The sequence below is a fragment of the Wolbachia endosymbiont of Drosophila willistoni genome (assembly GCF_040084705.1).
Classification (GTDB): domain Bacteria; phylum Pseudomonadota; class Alphaproteobacteria; order Rickettsiales; family Anaplasmataceae; genus Wolbachia; species Wolbachia pipientis.
Genome location: NZ_CP157591.1, coordinates 1058688 through 1074850 on the forward strand (window position 1 = coordinate 1058688; position 16163 = coordinate 1074850).

At 36.8% G+C, this 16163-nt stretch carries 15 protein-coding genes and 1 pseudogene; 7 read left to right on the plus strand and 9 right to left on the minus strand.

Annotated features, from left to right (window positions below):
* Window positions 1-105 precede the first annotated feature (105 nt).
* On the minus strand, window positions 106-780 hold the full coding sequence (locus ABL518_RS05460; protein WP_010962776.1) for an ABC transporter ATP-binding protein: 675 nt from the start codon (window positions 778-780) through the stop codon (window positions 106-108).
* A 39-nt stretch (window positions 781-819) separates the two neighbouring features.
* Window positions 820-1281 (minus strand): HesB/IscA family protein, encoded by a 462-nt coding sequence (locus tag ABL518_RS05465; protein ID WP_010081891.1) that lies wholly within the window; start codon window positions 1279-1281, stop codon window positions 820-822.
* A gap of 47 nt (window positions 1282-1328) precedes the next feature.
* On the opposite strand from ABL518_RS05465, the gene ABL518_RS05470 reads away from it, so the two are divergent.
* The 3 genes and pseudogenes from ABL518_RS05470 (at window position 1329) to tnpC (ending at window position 5069) form a co-directional block, all read left to right on the plus strand.
* On the plus strand, window positions 1329-2528 hold the full coding sequence (locus tag ABL518_RS05470) for a deoxyguanosinetriphosphate triphosphohydrolase (protein ID WP_070356885.1): 1200 nt from the start codon (window positions 1329-1331) through the stop codon (window positions 2526-2528).
* Window positions 2528-3610, plus strand: coding sequence for a bifunctional diaminohydroxyphosphoribosylaminopyrimidine deaminase/5-amino-6-(5-phosphoribosylamino)uracil reductase RibD (gene ribD, locus ABL518_RS05475; RefSeq protein ID WP_010962779.1), 1083 nt, complete (start codon window positions 2528-2530; stop codon window positions 3608-3610). The genes ABL518_RS05470 and ribD overlap by 1 nt, the downstream gene beginning before the upstream one ends.
* 112 nt (window positions 3611-3722) lie before the next feature.
* Window positions 3723-5069: pseudogene (tnpC, locus tag ABL518_RS05480) on the plus strand (IS66 family transposase).
* A 146-nt stretch (window positions 5070-5215) separates the two neighbouring features.
* On the opposite strand, the gene rpe reads toward tnpC, so the two are convergent.
* Window positions 5216-5893: a ribulose-phosphate 3-epimerase gene (gene rpe / locus ABL518_RS05485; protein WP_095742736.1), complete on the minus strand. Its 678-nt coding sequence runs from the start codon at window positions 5891-5893 to the stop codon at window positions 5216-5218.
* A 94-nt stretch (window positions 5894-5987) separates the two neighbouring features.
* Window positions 5988-6416, minus strand: coding sequence for a zinc-ribbon domain-containing protein (locus ABL518_RS05490; protein WP_010962781.1), 429 nt, complete (start codon window positions 6414-6416; stop codon window positions 5988-5990).
* Between the two features lie 73 nt (window positions 6417-6489).
* Here ABL518_RS05490 and dapD point away from each other — a divergent pair, with 73 nt between their 5' ends.
* On the plus strand, window positions 6490-7320 hold the full coding sequence (gene dapD / locus ABL518_RS05495) for a 2,3,4,5-tetrahydropyridine-2,6-dicarboxylate N-succinyltransferase (RefSeq protein ID WP_010962782.1): 831 nt from the start codon (window positions 6490-6492) through the stop codon (window positions 7318-7320).
* A 6-nt stretch (window positions 7321-7326) separates the two neighbouring features.
* Here the strand turns inward: dapD and ABL518_RS05500 are convergent, their stop codons facing one another.
* The gene (locus tag ABL518_RS05500; protein WP_010962783.1) at window positions 7327-7611 is read right to left on the minus strand and encodes a DUF2610 domain-containing protein; all 285 of its coding nucleotides are present in this window, start codon (window positions 7609-7611) and stop codon (window positions 7327-7329) included.
* Window positions 7612-7983, minus strand: coding sequence for a hypothetical protein (locus tag ABL518_RS05505; RefSeq protein WP_022626336.1), 372 nt, complete (start codon window positions 7981-7983; stop codon window positions 7612-7614).
* Between the two features lie 101 nt (window positions 7984-8084).
* Here ABL518_RS05505 and ABL518_RS05510 point away from each other — a divergent pair, with 101 nt between their 5' ends.
* Window positions 8085-9134, plus strand: a complete 1050-nt coding sequence (locus ABL518_RS05510; protein ID WP_010962785.1) for a class I SAM-dependent methyltransferase — start codon at window positions 8085-8087, stop codon at window positions 9132-9134.
* 192 nt (window positions 9135-9326) lie between these two features.
* Here the strand turns inward: ABL518_RS05510 and terL are convergent, their stop codons facing one another.
* From terL to ABL518_RS05525, 3 genes are all read right to left on the minus strand, one after another.
* Entirely contained in the window at window positions 9327-10778 is a 1452-nt protein-coding gene (gene terL / locus ABL518_RS05515; RefSeq protein WP_010082396.1) for a phage terminase large subunit, read from the minus strand.
* A 766-nt stretch (window positions 10779-11544) separates the two neighbouring features.
* Entirely contained in the window at window positions 11545-13119 is a 1575-nt protein-coding gene (locus tag ABL518_RS05520) for a penicillin-binding transpeptidase domain-containing protein (RefSeq protein ID WP_006280388.1), read from the minus strand.
* Window positions 13074-13913 carry a polysaccharide deacetylase family protein gene (locus ABL518_RS05525; RefSeq protein ID WP_010962787.1) on the minus strand — a complete coding sequence of 280 codons (840 nt, stop codon included), beginning with the start codon at window positions 13911-13913 and terminating at the stop codon, window positions 13074-13076. The genes ABL518_RS05520 and ABL518_RS05525 overlap by 46 nt, the downstream gene beginning before the upstream one ends.
* Window positions 13914-14035: 122 nt before the next feature.
* Here ABL518_RS05525 and ABL518_RS05530 point away from each other — a divergent pair, with 122 nt between their 5' ends.
* On the plus strand, window positions 14036-15544 hold the full coding sequence (locus ABL518_RS05530) for a YifB family Mg chelatase-like AAA ATPase (protein ID WP_095742738.1): 1509 nt from the start codon (window positions 14036-14038) through the stop codon (window positions 15542-15544).
* Window positions 15545-15627: 83 nt separating this feature from the next.
* On the plus strand, window positions 15628-16077 hold the full coding sequence (locus ABL518_RS05535; RefSeq protein ID WP_010082668.1) for a hypothetical protein: 450 nt from the start codon (window positions 15628-15630) through the stop codon (window positions 16075-16077).
* The last annotated feature ends 86 nt before the right edge of the window (window positions 16078-16163 follow it).

A 16163-nucleotide genomic window follows, 5' to 3' on the forward strand; every position in this document is an offset into this window, starting at 1 on the left:
AGTCCGTGTATAAAAAGCAATGAAAGCATTTCATGCGAGTTGTACTCTGTTAATGATCATTGGTTAGATAAGTATAAGGCATAGAAATTGTGCTATTTTTCCTATTCACAACTTCACTAATGATCGATCTCTCAATTGGAAAATGCAGTCTGCCTTTTCTGCAAGGAGATGATTGTGTGTTACTATAAGCATAGAGCTGTTATTTTCCTTTACGTATGAATGTAGCAGTAAAAACACGTTAAAAGAATTTGTTGGATCTAAGTTTCCTGTTGGCTCATCTGCAAGTAAAAGCTTTGGAGAATTTACAATGCTTCTTGCAATTGCAACTCTCTGCCTTTCCCCACCCGAAACTTCAGATACCATGCTACTTGCTTTGTTTTCCAGACCAAATTTTTCCAACATTGCTTGCGAATTTTTTTTTGCTTCAGCTTTGCTTTTTCCTGCAATGAGTTGAGGAAGCATAATATTTTCCAACACCGATAACTCTTGTAACAAATAGTGAAATTGATAAACAAAACTAAGAAAATTTCTTCTTACATGAGTTTTATGCTTATTACTGGCTTGTGTGCAATTTATTCCATCTATCGTAACTATACCTGAAGTTGGCTTGTCCAACAAGCCTGCGATTTGCAATATAGTTGTTTTCCCTGCACCTGAATCGCCAATCAGCGCTACTACTTGCCCTCTTGTGACACTTAAGTTGATATCCTTTACAACAGCAGAATTGTTCTTGAAGCTTTTATCTACGGAAGTTAGTTCTAGTGCTACATTACCACCCATGTTTAAAAGATCCAGAAGGCATCTAAGTTTTAGTAATAATTAAACCGAAAAACTGTTACCACAACCACATTGAGACTTAGCAAAGGCATTCTTTATTTGAAAACCAGAACCACTGAGATCCTCAGTATAATCTATAACTGAGTTATTTAAAAATTTTGCTGAACAATTATCAACCATTAATACAGGGTTTCCATTTTCATCATTAATTACTATATCTTTACCTTTTTCGCTAAAACTGGAGTGGCTTCTATAGTCCTCACTTTCTTCATAGTCATCATCTTCGTCTTCGTCATCAAACTCATCATCGTAATCATCGTCTTCATCATCCAAAGATAGATTTTTATTCATTTGATCCATAAGAAAATTGTATTTGAAGCCAGAACATCCACCACCTGAAACTGCAACCCGTAAAATGGAACTCTTATCCCCTTCCTGCTCTGCAAGAGAGTGGATTTTTTTTAGTGCATTATCAGTTAAGTTGATGTTGTAATTTGTTGACATAGTAACCACCGTTTATTATTGATAACTTATTATAGTAGAAATTTTACATGTCAAACAATAACTTTCTATTAAATTATGCATGTTTTCCAAGCAAAACAAAAGGGAGATACTTCAAAGAGCCAGAAGATGAGAATCGCAGCTGCTTTCAGCGTGATAGGGACCGTATCATTCACTCTAATGCGTTTAGAAAATTGGAGTACAAAACACAAGTTTTTATCAATTATGAGCACGACTACTATCGCACTCGGCTTACTCATAGCCTTGAAGTTGCACAAATTGCAAGGTCCATTGCGCGTAGACTTGGCTTAAATGAGGATATCACTGAATGCATAGCGCTCGCACATGATCTTGGTCATCCTCCATTTGGTCATGCAGGTGAAGATGCTCTAAAGAAATCAGTTCAAGATTTGAATCTTGATAACGAGAAGTATGAGTTTGATCATAATGTTCAAGCTATAAGGATTTTAACTTACCTCGAACAAAAACATGCTGATTTTGATGGTATGAATCTAAGTTGGGAGGTGATTGAAGGAGTTGCAAAACATAACGGTCCCTTGCTTGGTCAAAACGCGGAGTCTTCTACAAATAATCAGCTGTTATTAGAATACAACAAAAAATATGATCTAAAACTTGAAGAATTTTCAAGCATTGAAGCGCAAGTTGCTTCAATTGCCGATGATATTGCTTACAGTGTTCACGATCTTGATGATGCACTCAGGGCGAATTTAGTAACCATCGAAGATTTGCTGAATGTTCCTTTAATTGAAAAAATGTTTAAAGACATAAGGAGCAGATATTCAGAATTGCCTCAGAGCAAACTCATACATGAATCACTGAGTGGAACTATAGGAACTATGATAAGTGATGTTGTTTCTCAGACTGAAAGAAATATTGAAGATCACAAAATAAAAAGCGTAGAAGACGTAAGAAGTCTAAATAAAATGCTAGTCACATTTTCACCAGAAGTTGCGAATGCTACAAAAGAAATGAAAAGATTCAACATGGAGAAAATATACAGAAGCTATAAACTGAGTAGAACGATGAACAAAGCAAAACGCATAATACAGGAACTCTTTCAATGTTTTTATGAAAACCCAGGATTACTTCCCACAGAGTGGAGCAAACTCGCTTGTGAATCTCAGCGTTCAGTAATAATATGTGACTATATCTCAGGTATGACAGATAGATTTGCTATACACGAGCACAGAAGAATTTTTGATACCTCATACGAAATGACTTCTTTCTAATGACTGATGATCATTTCATGTCAATTGCATTAAGGCTTGCAGAAAAAAATCTTGGAAATGTTGCACCAAATCCTGCTGTCGGGTGTATTATTGTAAAGGATGGTACAATTGTTAGTGAGGGATACACAGGGATTGGCGGGCGTCCGCATGCGGAGGTAGTCGCTTTGCAAAACGCTAAAGATTCAACTCATGGCGCAACTATATATATCACTCTTGAGCCATGTTGTCATCACGGAGTCACGGGGCCTTGCACTGCAAAAATCATAAAAGCTAGCATAAAAAGAGTAGTAATTGCAACTATTGACCCAGATAGTAGAGTTTCAGGCAGAGGCATGAAAGCTCTGAAAGAAGCAGGAATTGAAGTTGAGCAAGGTATTATGCAAAAAGAGGCAAAAGAACTGAATGTCGGTTTTTTCACCACTAAAGAATTACATAGACCATTTATAGCTTGCAAAGTCGCAACAACTCTTGACGGAAAAATCGCAACATTTACAGGCGATAGCAAATGGATAACAAGTGAAAATACGAGAAACTGGGTGCATGAGCTCAGAACGAAATATGATGCAATTATGATTGGCAGCAATACTCTTATTAATGATGATCCACTCTTAACTTGCAGATTACCAGGACTCGGAAGTAGATCGCCAATAAGGCTAATTATAGATAGTCAAGGGAGATTAAAGGAAGAGCATAACATTGCAAAGACTGCAGACAAAGTAATAACTTGGGTCATCACAAATAAAGAAGTAGAGAAAAAAATAAAAAACATTAACTACTTAGTAGTTAATTCAAGCAACGCAGGTAAGGTTTGCCTAAAGGACATGGCATTAAAACTTGTTTCAGAAATTGGTATAACAAGATTATTAGTTGAAGGTGGAGGAGTGTTAATCACAGAACTATTAAAGTGTAATTTAATCGACAGGTTGATAATATGCCGCAGTGGTAAAATTTTAGGCAATGATGCCACTCCTTTTGTAGGAGATTTAGGGATTCAATTCATTAACAACTGTTATCAGTTTAAAAAAACAAAGATAATAGAGTTTAGTGAGGATATAGTTGAGGTTTGGGATAGGTCGTCATAATCCTTACATACTCAAACAGTAAAAAAAAGGTATCCGTTCAGCGGAGCGGTAAAATAAAAAGTAGACAAGGAGTGCTAAAAACATAATATCACAAGTAGTATGTGTGGTAAATATGTCTGATCTACTAGCTAGTCTTCTCAAGCTCTGTGAAAGCTTTAAAATAGAGATAGAGCAACTAAAAGCAGAGATAAAGAGGTTAGAGATAGAAAACGAAAATTTTAGATCTGAGAATAAGGCGCTAAGAATCGAAAATGCTGAATTGAAAGAAAGACTAGGTCTGAATTCACAAAATTCATCGATACCGAGCTCAAAAGAGTTATACAAGCTAAAGAAGAAAAAGAAAAAAAGTGACAGGAAAATAGGGGCACAGATTGGGCATGAAGGAAAGTATCGCCCTAAAATGGAAGCAGATGAAGTGGTGAAAATAGAGTTCTTGCGAGTGCGGAGGAGAAATTGCGATATCGAAAGAGCCATACATTCATCAAAAAGTTGATTTGCCAGCTTATGTTGTGGAATACCAATGGCCGCTGTTGCAAGTGTGGAAAAAGAAAAAGTAGCAGGCTACCAGAAGGTGTTACTGCGGATACATTTGGTCCAAAAGTTAAGTCAACAATTGCGGCGCTGAGCGGATTTTACAAGAACTCGAAAAGAGAAGTAGCAAATATTATAAAAAATATTTTCAACCTGGGCATCAGTGTTGGTAGCGTGTCAAATAGCGAGGCTAGAGTTGCAGAAAAATGCCAAGAAGCATATGAGCAAATCGAGCAAGAAGTAAGTAAAAGTGAAGTTCTGCATATCGATGAAACGAGCCATTATAACAAAGGTAAACTTGGTTGGTGCTGGATGTTTGCCAGTAATACAGCAAGTTTTATAAAATTGACAGAGTCAAGAGGAATGAAGGTTTTACAAAATAGTAAGTTCTGCAATCGCAATAGCTTACGACAGGTACGCAGCATACAACTACTTTGCCGATAAGAATAGGCAAATCTGTTGGGCACATTTATCAAGAGATTTTGAAAGATTAGCACATAGTTGAAGTTAAAGTTCTGGGCTGTTACTTAAGAAACGTAGCCACTGAATTATTTGCACTAAAAAAGGCCTTGCTAAAAAATGAGATAGATGTTTTTAGATTTACCAGACGTGCCAGAAAGTTGCGAAAACGTACAAGGTATTACTTGAAGCCGTTTACCTGAAGCAATTGGAGCTTCTCGAGTTGCAAAGAATATTTTGAAATCTGAAAGAATGATGTGGAAATTTTTAGATGACCCAGAAAACATTCCGCTGACAAACAACCATGCTGAACAGCAGATACGGCATTATGTCGTTTATCGCAAAAATTCATATTTTACCCAATCGAAGTGGGGAACTTGAACGGATAATTTCATTATACTTGACATGGAAACAAAGGGGTCTCAATCCTTTCCAAAACCTCTTATCTATCATCTCTCACACCGCTTAGCTGAACGGATACAACCCAAGAAAGGTTTTTCTACGTCATACCGCCGCGGTATCTCAGCATAGATTCCGCTAACGAGTAGCGGAATGACGAATTTGTTGTTTTTCAAATTGTAGGTAAACCTAAGCCACTTTAGCTATATAGGATTACTACGATGGATTTTTAAGATAGTTTATGGCCTTCTTAATATCTTCAGCCTTGAATATCGCCGATCCCGCAACTAAAATATCTGCACCTGCTTTTATTATATCAGCTGCGTTAAAAAAGTTAATTCCACCATCTACTGAAATTTGTGTTTTAAGGTTACGCTCTTGTATCATTTTTTTTATAGTAGATATCTTGTTCAACTGTGAATGAATGAATTCCTGCCCTCCAAAGCCAGGGTTGACTGTCATAATCAGCACAATATCTAGCTCATGTATTATATATTCAAGCACACTTGGAGAAGTTGAAGGAACAATTGAAACTCCAACTTGAATCGGTTTTTTTTCGTCGTTTACATTTTTGTATGACTTTATCTCTCTTATCAACCTCTCAAGGTGTGTCTCTGCTTCTGCATGTACAGTGATAATATCAGCACCAGCATTTATAAAGCTTTCAATGTGGTTACCAGGAGATTTGACCATTAAATGCACATCAAAAGGAAGATTGCTATATTTACGTATTGCAGAAACAACGCTAGGACCAATTGTAATATTTGGAACGAAATTCCCATCCATAACGTCTATGTGTATGTAATCCACACCTAAATCGCTAATTTTTCTTACTTCTTCCCCTAATTTTGCAAAATCTGCTGAAAGTATAGAAGGTGCAATTTTAATACTCATGAGCTGCCTTTTTTGCTAAAAAATAACTTATTTTCAAAACTCTGTCACCCTAAGCACCATCTGAGTAGCTAGAGACCGATATCGGTATGCCTATTTAACTAGATCTTAAATTAGATAAAAAAAGGTAGTCTTGATAAAACTTATTTACAGCAAGTTTTTTTACATTTGGACTTTCTGTTTGTTCTTTTTTGTACCCTAATTTATAGCTTATTGAATCCTTGTATAAACTGATCGTTTTGTATGCTTTGTTCATCTCTCTAGGAAAGATGCCGTTAGCAATTACGACGCATAACCCTGTAGCTGTTGCAAAAGCTAGAGTGGTAAATGCTAGATTTTGTAAAAAATTCCTTCCACTAACTTTTTTTTCCTGTATATTAGCAGAGTGCGATTTGTTTGACACTTCTTCTAGATATTCATGCCATATGTGATTGCAGTTCGTACATTTTACCTTTCTTCCAGACGCGCCAATTTGCTTAGGAGATACTAAGTAAGTTTTAGTACAACTATTACATTGTATTTTCATAGCACTTACATATAAGTAGTAACAAGCCCAAATGATACGAGCTACAAATTTAATATCAATATATATATAACAAATGGAAGGTTTGCAACTAAAAAAAACACAGAGTGAGATAAAAGATATTTGGAAAAATAGAGAAAAATTTAATGACTGTAATCTAAAGAAAACAGCAAGAATAGCAATTAAAGAGGTAATTGAGCTCCTTGATAGTGGCAAAATTAGAGTAGCAGAAAAGCTATCAAGTGGAGAATGGGTAGTACATAAGTGGATAAAGCAAGCAATATTATTACATTTTCTCACCGAAGAAAATAAAATAATAGATAATACCAATTGCTGGTTTGATAAGATCGGTAACAAGTTTAGTGAATGGAATGAGGAGAAATTTCGCCGGTTAAAAATTAGAGCAGTTCCTGGGTGTTTTGTTCGCCGATCTGCTTATATAGGTACAAATGTTGTTCTAATGCCAAGTTTTATCAACGTTGGTGCATATGTTGATTCAGGAACAATGATAGATACCTGGTCAACGATTGGTAGCTGTGCGCAAATAGGAAAAAACTGTCATATTTCTGGTGGAGTGGGAATAGGTGGAGTTCTTGAGCCTATTCAAGCTTCACCTGTCATTATAGAAGATAATTGCTTTATTGGAGCACGTAGCGAAGTGGCCGAGGGTGTGGTAGTGAGAGAAGGATCAGTCCTTGGCATAGGCGTGTTTATTGGGGCATCAACAAAGATTATTGATAGAGAAACTAGCAAGGTATTTTACGGCGAAGTGCCACCTTATTCTGTAGTGGTACCAGGGTCTATTCCATCTAAAAATAATATTTCAACCTATTGTGCAGTCATAGTAAAAAAAGTGGATGAAAAGACGAGATCGAAAATCTCTATAAATGAAATATTGAGGGATTAAACTATCTTACTCCTTGTCGTCACTTTTTTTATCATTATTACTAACCACAGTAATGGCATACGCGCATAACTCTGAGAAAGAGACTCCATTTTCTTGAGATAGTTTATATAATTTTTGTAGACTTTCTTTTACTTTATTAGGGATATTCCCTCCACGTTCTTTTACAAGCCAGGAATCTTGATGATGAATTGGATGAGCATCGCTTTTTGGATTTCCTATATATATTGCAAAAGGTGAACTTTGCCCTTTGAAGTCACATTGTACAGTAAATTTTTTTATAGATTCGGCCATTTAAAGACCTCTACTTTTCTTTTTGGTCGATTTTATAGCAGGTGGAAGAGGTGGTTTCTTTATAAAATCTTGTCTATTGACAACACTTTCTCTACCTTCCAAAGCTCGGCGAACATCAGCTCTGCTTAATTGCGACTCTTTTGCTACCTTCATTCCATGCTTTGCCATAATATTAGCACATGCTAGTACTTTTTTTACCAATTCTAGATCACCATTTAGCATTTGAACTAGCACTTGAAACACTTCCGCTAAAGTTAGCCCATCAGCATTTATAACCTTGTTTTCTATAAAATTGACAGCTTCTTCAAATTTGTATTCAATACTATCATCTTGAGGTATAAGGGCAACATAATCGGTGTTTTTGTCGTCCATAACTGAAGCACTATTACTCACAAACTTAAGTTTATACTATATATATAAATACTCTACTATTTTATATTATGGCACGCTATAGTTAAACATTTATTAATAACATGCTCACTTATATACACGAATTAATTGACAAAAGTCAAGGATCAATATCCATCAGTGATTTCATGAATGCCGTTTTGTACCATGAAAAATACGGCTATTATACAAGTAAATTACCGCTTGGTAAGGATGGTGATTTTACTACCGCACCTGAGATCAGCCAATTATTTGGTGAAGTAATTGCAGTTTGGATAATGCATACATGGGAAAAATTAGGAAAGCCATCAAAATTTTCTCTAGTTGAACTTGGGCCAGGCAAAGGAACACTCATTCACGATATAATAAGAGTCACTAAAAAATACAGCAGCTTTTTTAATTCAATGTTGATCCACTTAGTTGAAATAAGCCCTACTTTACGGAAGATACAAAAGGAAAAATTAAAAAGCTTAGATGTTAATTGGCACAAAAATATTGACAACCTACCAGAACAACCAACCATTTTTTTAGCAAATGAGTTCTTTGACGCTCTTCCGATAGATCAGTTTGTATATCATGATGAGGGGTGGTATGAAAATATGGTGACAAAACAAGATGATGGCAGTCTCTTGGTGTCATGCCAGTGCGTGACACTGGAATCCAGAAAAAAAGAATCATGGATTCCAGTGTCAGCTACTCAGATGACAAATGGAAAATTTTTTAATGGTGCAGTGGTGGAAATATGTTCAGTTGGGGTTGAAATATTAAAAAAACTTGAGAAGAAGATATATAATAATAAAGGAGCTGCTTTGATTGTAGATTACGGTTATGTATACCCCGCATATAAGAGCACTTTGCAATCGATAAAACAACATAAGTATGCTAATTTTCTTGAGAATGTTGGTAATAGTGATATTACCGCACTTGTGAACTTTCAAGCGTTAAGAGATCCATTAAAGCATGTAGATTGTGAGATTTTAACTCAAAGGGAATTTTTATATCTTTTTGGCATAAAAGAAAGAACCCAGGCTTTAATGAAAAGCGCAAGTGATGAACAAAAGAATAGGATCTTTAGTGAATTCTTAAGGTTGACTGAAAATATGGGCACTCTTTTTAAAGCAATGCTATTGATATAGCTAACCCAAGAAAGGTTTCCCTACATCATACCGCCGCGATATCTCAGCATAGATTCCGCTAACGAGTAGCGGAATGACGAGCTTATTGTCATGCCGCCGCGAACCGTCATACCGCTGCGGTATCTCAGCCGCTAATAAGTAGCGGGATGACGGTTGTCTCCTAGCTGTCATCCCAGTACTGGTAGACTCAAATCACAATGCTCGTATAGCTGCAACCCTAGAGGTACTGTTTCTCACCCACTGCAAATATTGTACGGTACTGTCCACTTGGTCGTCGTGGCGCGTTTCAGGAAACATTAAAATCTCATACTCAAAATCGTTCAGCCATACTGCTTGATGTGGCAGAAAAACCTTGCCAGACTCTATAATCGGAACAATTTGATGAAATCGAGTGAGCTTGTCATCATGTGGCACTATTTCAATAATCGGTAAATCACTGTTTGTCTTTAGCTCTTGCACCAATTGTTGACCACTTGTTTTTGCTTCGATTAAAATTGCGTGTGGCGTCCATCTTGCAGCTAGTGACAAAACCTGTTCTTTAAGCTTTGGATACTCAAGCTTTGCGCGATATACGTTGAGTAAATAGAATTTATTATCCATTTTTGCCCAGGTGGTGCAGACACTAAAGTTGCTCATGTTACTTGTTGAAACCGCAGTATCCCAACTTTGTGTTATATGCGAGAGATTATCAGGAAATTTTTTATAGCGTTTCAACCACTCTGGTTTAATTATACCACTTGAAAGCGGCAGAGGGTTTTGTTGATATTGAGCAGCAAAAGCGTAACTCCCAAGTTCAGCTTTTATTATCTCAACTTCTTCTTTTCCTCCATCGAGGGGATATAACAACTGACCTTCTTCTCTTGAATATAATATCCTTACAGGTGACGCTGGTTTATTATATAATCGCCTGGTCGCACAGTGCTGAGCTACTCGGATGACAGGAACGGGAGGCATTGGCTTTTTGATTGAATAAATAACCTGCTTATTTTCAGAAATCATTGGCAAACAAATATGATGCCATATGTTTTTTGGCTTGGAGAGAAGGTGTCCAGTTAAGTCCTCCTGGTGTAGCCTGTGCATTACAAGAACGATGACTCCTTTTTTTCTATCGTTCAGCCTGGTTACTAAAGTCTGATCAAACCAGTTTGTGGCACGCTTTCTAAGCGTTTCACTCAAAGCTTGAGCAGAACTGAGCGGATCGTCCACAATGATAAAATCACCACCTTCACCAGTTAGTGTTCCACCAACTGATGTTGCGATTCTGTATCCTCTCTGCACTGTTTGAAATTTATATTTGGTATTCTGGTCTTTGGATAGTTCTATCTCTGGAAATAGCGCTCTATACCAACTAGACTGCATCACGCACCTGGTGTCGAGCGAGTGCTTTTCGCTGAGCCGCTGAGAATAACTTGCAACTATTATTCTCGCAGTTGGTTGGTTTCCCAGTATCCATGCGGGCCACGCAACGCTTATGCACATGGACTTCATCGAGCGCGGAGGCATATTGAATATTATTCGTTTCACTTCACCAGCGCTCGCTGCTTCCAGCCTGTCTGCTATGACTTTTATATACTGATAATCGTTATACTCACACCCCGGCACTACCGTTTGAAAGCACAGTTCAATGAATTTTAGAAAGTTCATGATATAATGTTGAAACCAACGCGTGACGCTGGGATGACAAAAAAAGGAGCACTGGAATGACACCTTACTTAACCGTCATACCGCGATTCATTCGCGGTATCTCTTAACATAGATCCCGCTAACACGTAGCGGGATGACGAATTACTTAACCATCATCTACACCGTCATACCGCGATTCATTCGCGGTATCTCTTAACATAGATCCCCCTACTATACCTTAACATAGATCCCGCTAACAAGCAGCGGGATGACGGTTGTCGTTTAGCCATAAACATTAAGAAATTTACCAAATGAAAAAAAAGGCAAAAGAAGCCCCGTGGTTATTATCCGCTTTAAAATATTGGCGTTTTTTATGTTTTAAACGCTTGACAAGCGAGATTCAGCCGCTTTTAATTGCAACTAACTTACGCTGCAAATGTTTAAGAAATTTACTAAGCAGAAAAAAAGACAAAGAATCCCCGAGTTAGCTAGTCTTTTACTATCTCTGTCGAGTATTGGCATTTTTTGATGTCTTGTAACGCTTTATAAGCGCGTTCAGCTTATTTAGATAAAAATCTAGATGTAGATGAAGTTTTGTAAAGACATACAGTATCTATATACTGCAAAAAATTGAACATAAGACGCCGATACATTAAGTAATCCTTACCTTTTAATCTGCAGATTGGCGAAAGCAAATACAATAGCCTCACTATCATGATAAGGGCGCTGGCGAAGGGTGTCAAGTAAGTTTTTTCGTTTCTATTCCCAATAAAAGTTTGTTATATGGTTATGCAAGAAGTTTAATACTCATAGTTTCAAGCATATACTGAAATATTTCATTAGCTATAGCAACATCTTGGCGTGGGGCTTTGCCGTGTTCTATAAACACAGAGATTGCATAGCGCGGGTTATGGTAAGGGCCATAGGCGATAAATAACTTATGACTTTCGCCCTTAGAGTTTATTTCTGGTGTACCGGTTTTGCCAGCAATTTGTATACCGCTTAGCCCTTTCTTATAGGTTCCAGTTTTAGAATTCACCACGTCAAACATAGCTTTTCGAACTATGCTAAGATGCTCACAATCCACATCAATATCGGGAAAATCTTGTATCGTTTCATTCATCTTAATGCGGGGAATTACCTCTTTTCCTGTTGCAATCCTCGCTGCAAGAACTGCAAGCTGTAGTGGTGTTGTAAGCATATACCCTTGTCCTATAACTAAGTTGATAGTGTCACCTAAATACCACTGCGAATATAGCTTTCGTGTACGCCAATCTCTATCTGGCAACAACCCTGGAGCTTCTTCTTTAAACGTTCCAATCAGTGGCCCACTTCCAATACCAAATTTTCTGGCCATTTCTACTAGAGAGTCTACACTTATTTTTTTCCCTATATTATAAAAGTAAGTGTTGCATGATAATGCCATTGCCTCATTTAAAGATACATACCCATGGACTTTGCTTTTCAGACAACGAAATTTCCGCTCACCTATTTTCATATAGCCCTTGCACGAGAATTTCTCTTCTGGTGTTATTATCCCGTCTTTTAAACCCGCAAGCGCAACTATTACTTTAAATATTGAACCAGGTGGAATTTGATATGATAACGCACGATTCACGAGCGGCAATGAAGGAGCATTCAAGCTCTCCCAAGTCTCATTTGATAGCCTGCTAGCAAAAAGATTATTATCGTAAGAAGGTGAATTATATAATGCTAAAATTTCTCCATTATTTACATCAATTACCACTGCGGAGCCTTGGTGATCTTTAAATACCTCTGCGGTTTTCTCTTGCAGATTAATATCAATTGTCAGTTGTACATCTTGTCCGTCTTGTTGTGGTATGCTTGATAATTCTTTTATGACGCGTTTTTTAGAATTTATTTCCTGCTCAGATTTTCCTGACTTGCCTTTCAATATATGATCATATGTATATTCAATACCGCTGATTCCTACTTCGCTTATGCCTTGCTGTCTTTTTGTATATCCGATTACATGAGAACACATTGAACCAAACGGGTAATAACGTTTATAAAGAGCAGTTATTTTTTCTGACGATTTTGCTATTTTAGACTCGACTTCTGATAATGTCTGCAAATCAACTTCCTTACCAGAACCATCAAACAAAACAACATACGAAATTTTGTTTACCGCAAGTTCAATGCTATTCCTATCTAAAATTTTGCCCCGCTTAGGCATAATAGTAGCAACTCTTATTCTATTACTATTAGATAGTGCTTCGTACTTTTGTCTGTTTCGTATTTGTAAATTATATAACCTGCAACTAAAAACCGCAGAAATGGTAAGCTGAATACCACCTAATATGAATGCTCTGCGGTTAAAGACTTTGTTTTTTGTCCACATAACATTCCTTCAAAACACACTTTTTTCCCCTCTTTTATTGTTACACTTCTGGCTTTTACCGTATTACAAACCCTTTTTTCCCACTCACTTAAGGTCACAAACTTATAACCTGATTTTTTTAGTATTTTAATAATATGAGGTAAAGCTTCAATTGTGTTTGACCTGTTATTGTGATCATGAAACAGTATAACTGCTCCATTATGTACATTACTTAAAACTCTTTCAACTAAAGTTTCTGGCTTATCACCTTGCCAATCTAGCGAATCAACTGTCCATAATATTGAATACATATTTAATTGATCAGTATTTTCAATCAGATTATCGTCATAACATCCATATGGCGGACGAAACCATTTTACATCTTGTTTTATTGCATTTTTAATTGCTGTATTTGTCTTTTCCAATTCTTGCAATTGTTCCTCACTTGAAAGTGATGTCAACTTCCTATGCGACCAAGAGTGATTGCCTAACTCATGACCTGATTCATGAATTTTCTTTACTATTTCAGACGTTTTTTCATTTATACGTTCACCAAGCACAAAAAATGTTGCTTTTGCTTCATAGCTTTCCAGAACATTAATAATATCGTTTACTCTATTGTTAGACGGTCCATCATCAAACGTAAGCGCAACAAACTTATCGTCGTTATTCAATAATTTTTTTATATTACTTAAATTTCTATATGATAGATCTAGATTACAACTGAGCCCACAGTATGGTAAATTAAAATTACAATCACTACAAAAAGCCGTACTTGAATATAGTAAGAAAAAAGTGATTATCCTTATAAACATTTGTAATCAGCAAAGTGATAGAATACTACACTTTTTTGCTAAGTTAAGCCATCTTTAATTGCTGTAGCCTTTACTTCATCACTTCTTTAATATATTATATTAACAATTTTATATAATATATTATGATTGCAAATATAAATACCGTTGCGCTTCAGGGAATTAGCACAGTAAATGTCAATGCACAAATTCATATGGCAAATGGTATTCCAGCTTTTAATATTGTTGGATTGCCAGATAAAACTGTTGCGGAATCCAAAGAACGCATCAGAGCAGCGTTAAATTCAATCAATCTACTACTACCTCCAAAAAGAATTACAGTTAATCTCTCCCCTGCGGATTTACTGAAAGAAGGTAGTCATTATGACTTGGCTATTGCTATTGGACTACTTGTTGTAATGAATGTGATACCAGTTGAAAAAGTTCAGTCTTATATCATTATGGGTGAGCTTGCCCTTGATGGCAGAGTTATTCCAGTTTCAGGAGTGCTGCCAACAGCGATCAATGCAAAACAGGCAAATAAAGGAGTAATTTGCCCAAGGGGAAATGGAGTAGAGGCTTCATGGGTAAAGAATGTTTCAATTCTAGCTATAGAGAAATTAACTGATATTATCAGACACTTTAAGGGTGAGCAATTAATTCAGCCAGTAATTTTTAAATATAGTGATGCACCCAAAGAAAAAAGATTGGTTCCCGATATGAAGGATATTAAAGGCCAAGTTGTTGCAAAAAGAGCAGCTGAAATTGCAGCAGCAGGTGGGCATAATATGCTTCTTGTTGGCCCTCCTGGTACTGGAAAATCAATGCTTGCTAAGCGCTTTATAGGATTGCTGCCTGATTTAACCGAACAGGAGATGATTGATGTTAATATTATTTCCAGCATAACAAAAACTGGTAATGAAATATTCAAAGTAACTCGCCCCTTTCGTGAACCTCATCACTCATGTTCCATGCCAGCAATGATAGGAGGAGGAAAGAATGCAAAACCCGGAGAAATTACCATGGCTCACAATGGCGTGTTATTTCTTGATGAGCTACCTGAATTTCCAAGACTCGTGCTTGATTCTCTGCGCCAACCACTTGAAGATAGAAAAGTTACCGTTGCAAGGGCAAATGCTCACATAACCTACCCTGCCAATTTTCAACTGATAGCTGCAATGAACCCTTGCAGGTGCGGTTATTTAGGTGATGCAAGCAGATCGTGCAACAAAGCTCCAAAGTGTGGCACAGATTACAAAAACAAAATATCAGGCCCATTGCTTGATAGAATAGACATATGCATTGAAATGCCAAACGTTAGCATACTCTCTCCTGAAATCTCTGTGGAGGGAGAAAGTACTAAAATTATAAGAGAAAGAGTGATAGCAGCAAGAAAAGTTCAAACTGAGCGCTATAGTGAATTAAATATTCGTTGCAATTCAGAAGTAAGCGGTGAAGCATTTAATAAATTTACTGAACCAGATCAGGCAGGGTTAGAATTGCTAAAATACGTACTGAAAGAAAATTACATTTCCAATCGAGGCTACACACGCGTATTAAAAGTTGCAAGAACTATTGCAGATCTTGCAAAAAGTGAAGAAGTAAAAAGAGCACACATTGCTGAAGCGCTCAATTACAGAATAAAGGTATATTAAAAAATTAGTTTACTTGACAGGCAATTTTTTTTACTATATGCTTCCTTAACGAAATTTTAACATTCTATTTAAGGAGTAGAGTTATGGCATTAACAAATTATGAGTATAGAAAAGAGGATGGCATTTTTCATGCTATTTCAGCAGGATATATACAAGCTGAAAAATACTGGGGAATTCCTGGTGCTGCTGGTGGAGCTGGTCAGTACGCTATGCATAATAAAGGGAGAACAGCATTATTTCCGCTTGCAGTTGCAAGTGTTGTCTTTACAGCAATGCATATGAAAGCAGGCTTTGTTAGTGCAGCAGAAGCTTCTGGGTTTCTTGCTAAGACTGCCAGTTACTTTGTTGGAACAAATCAAGCAATAGCTGCTTCATTACCTGGATTTATCGGAACAGGTGTTGCTGGTCAGATAGTTGCGGGTGCCATAATGGCAATTGCTGCAGTTGCTGCTGTTTATGGAACATATCAAGTTGCCTCAAAATTAAAAGATGTTGCAGTTGAAGCATTGAAAGGGAAAGGTCGGGCATTATAATAATCTTCAACAAAATAAAAAGGGATAGGTTTCTGTCCCTTTTTATAAACGTTTTCTATTTTTTGCATCGGTTAAGTGATGTCATC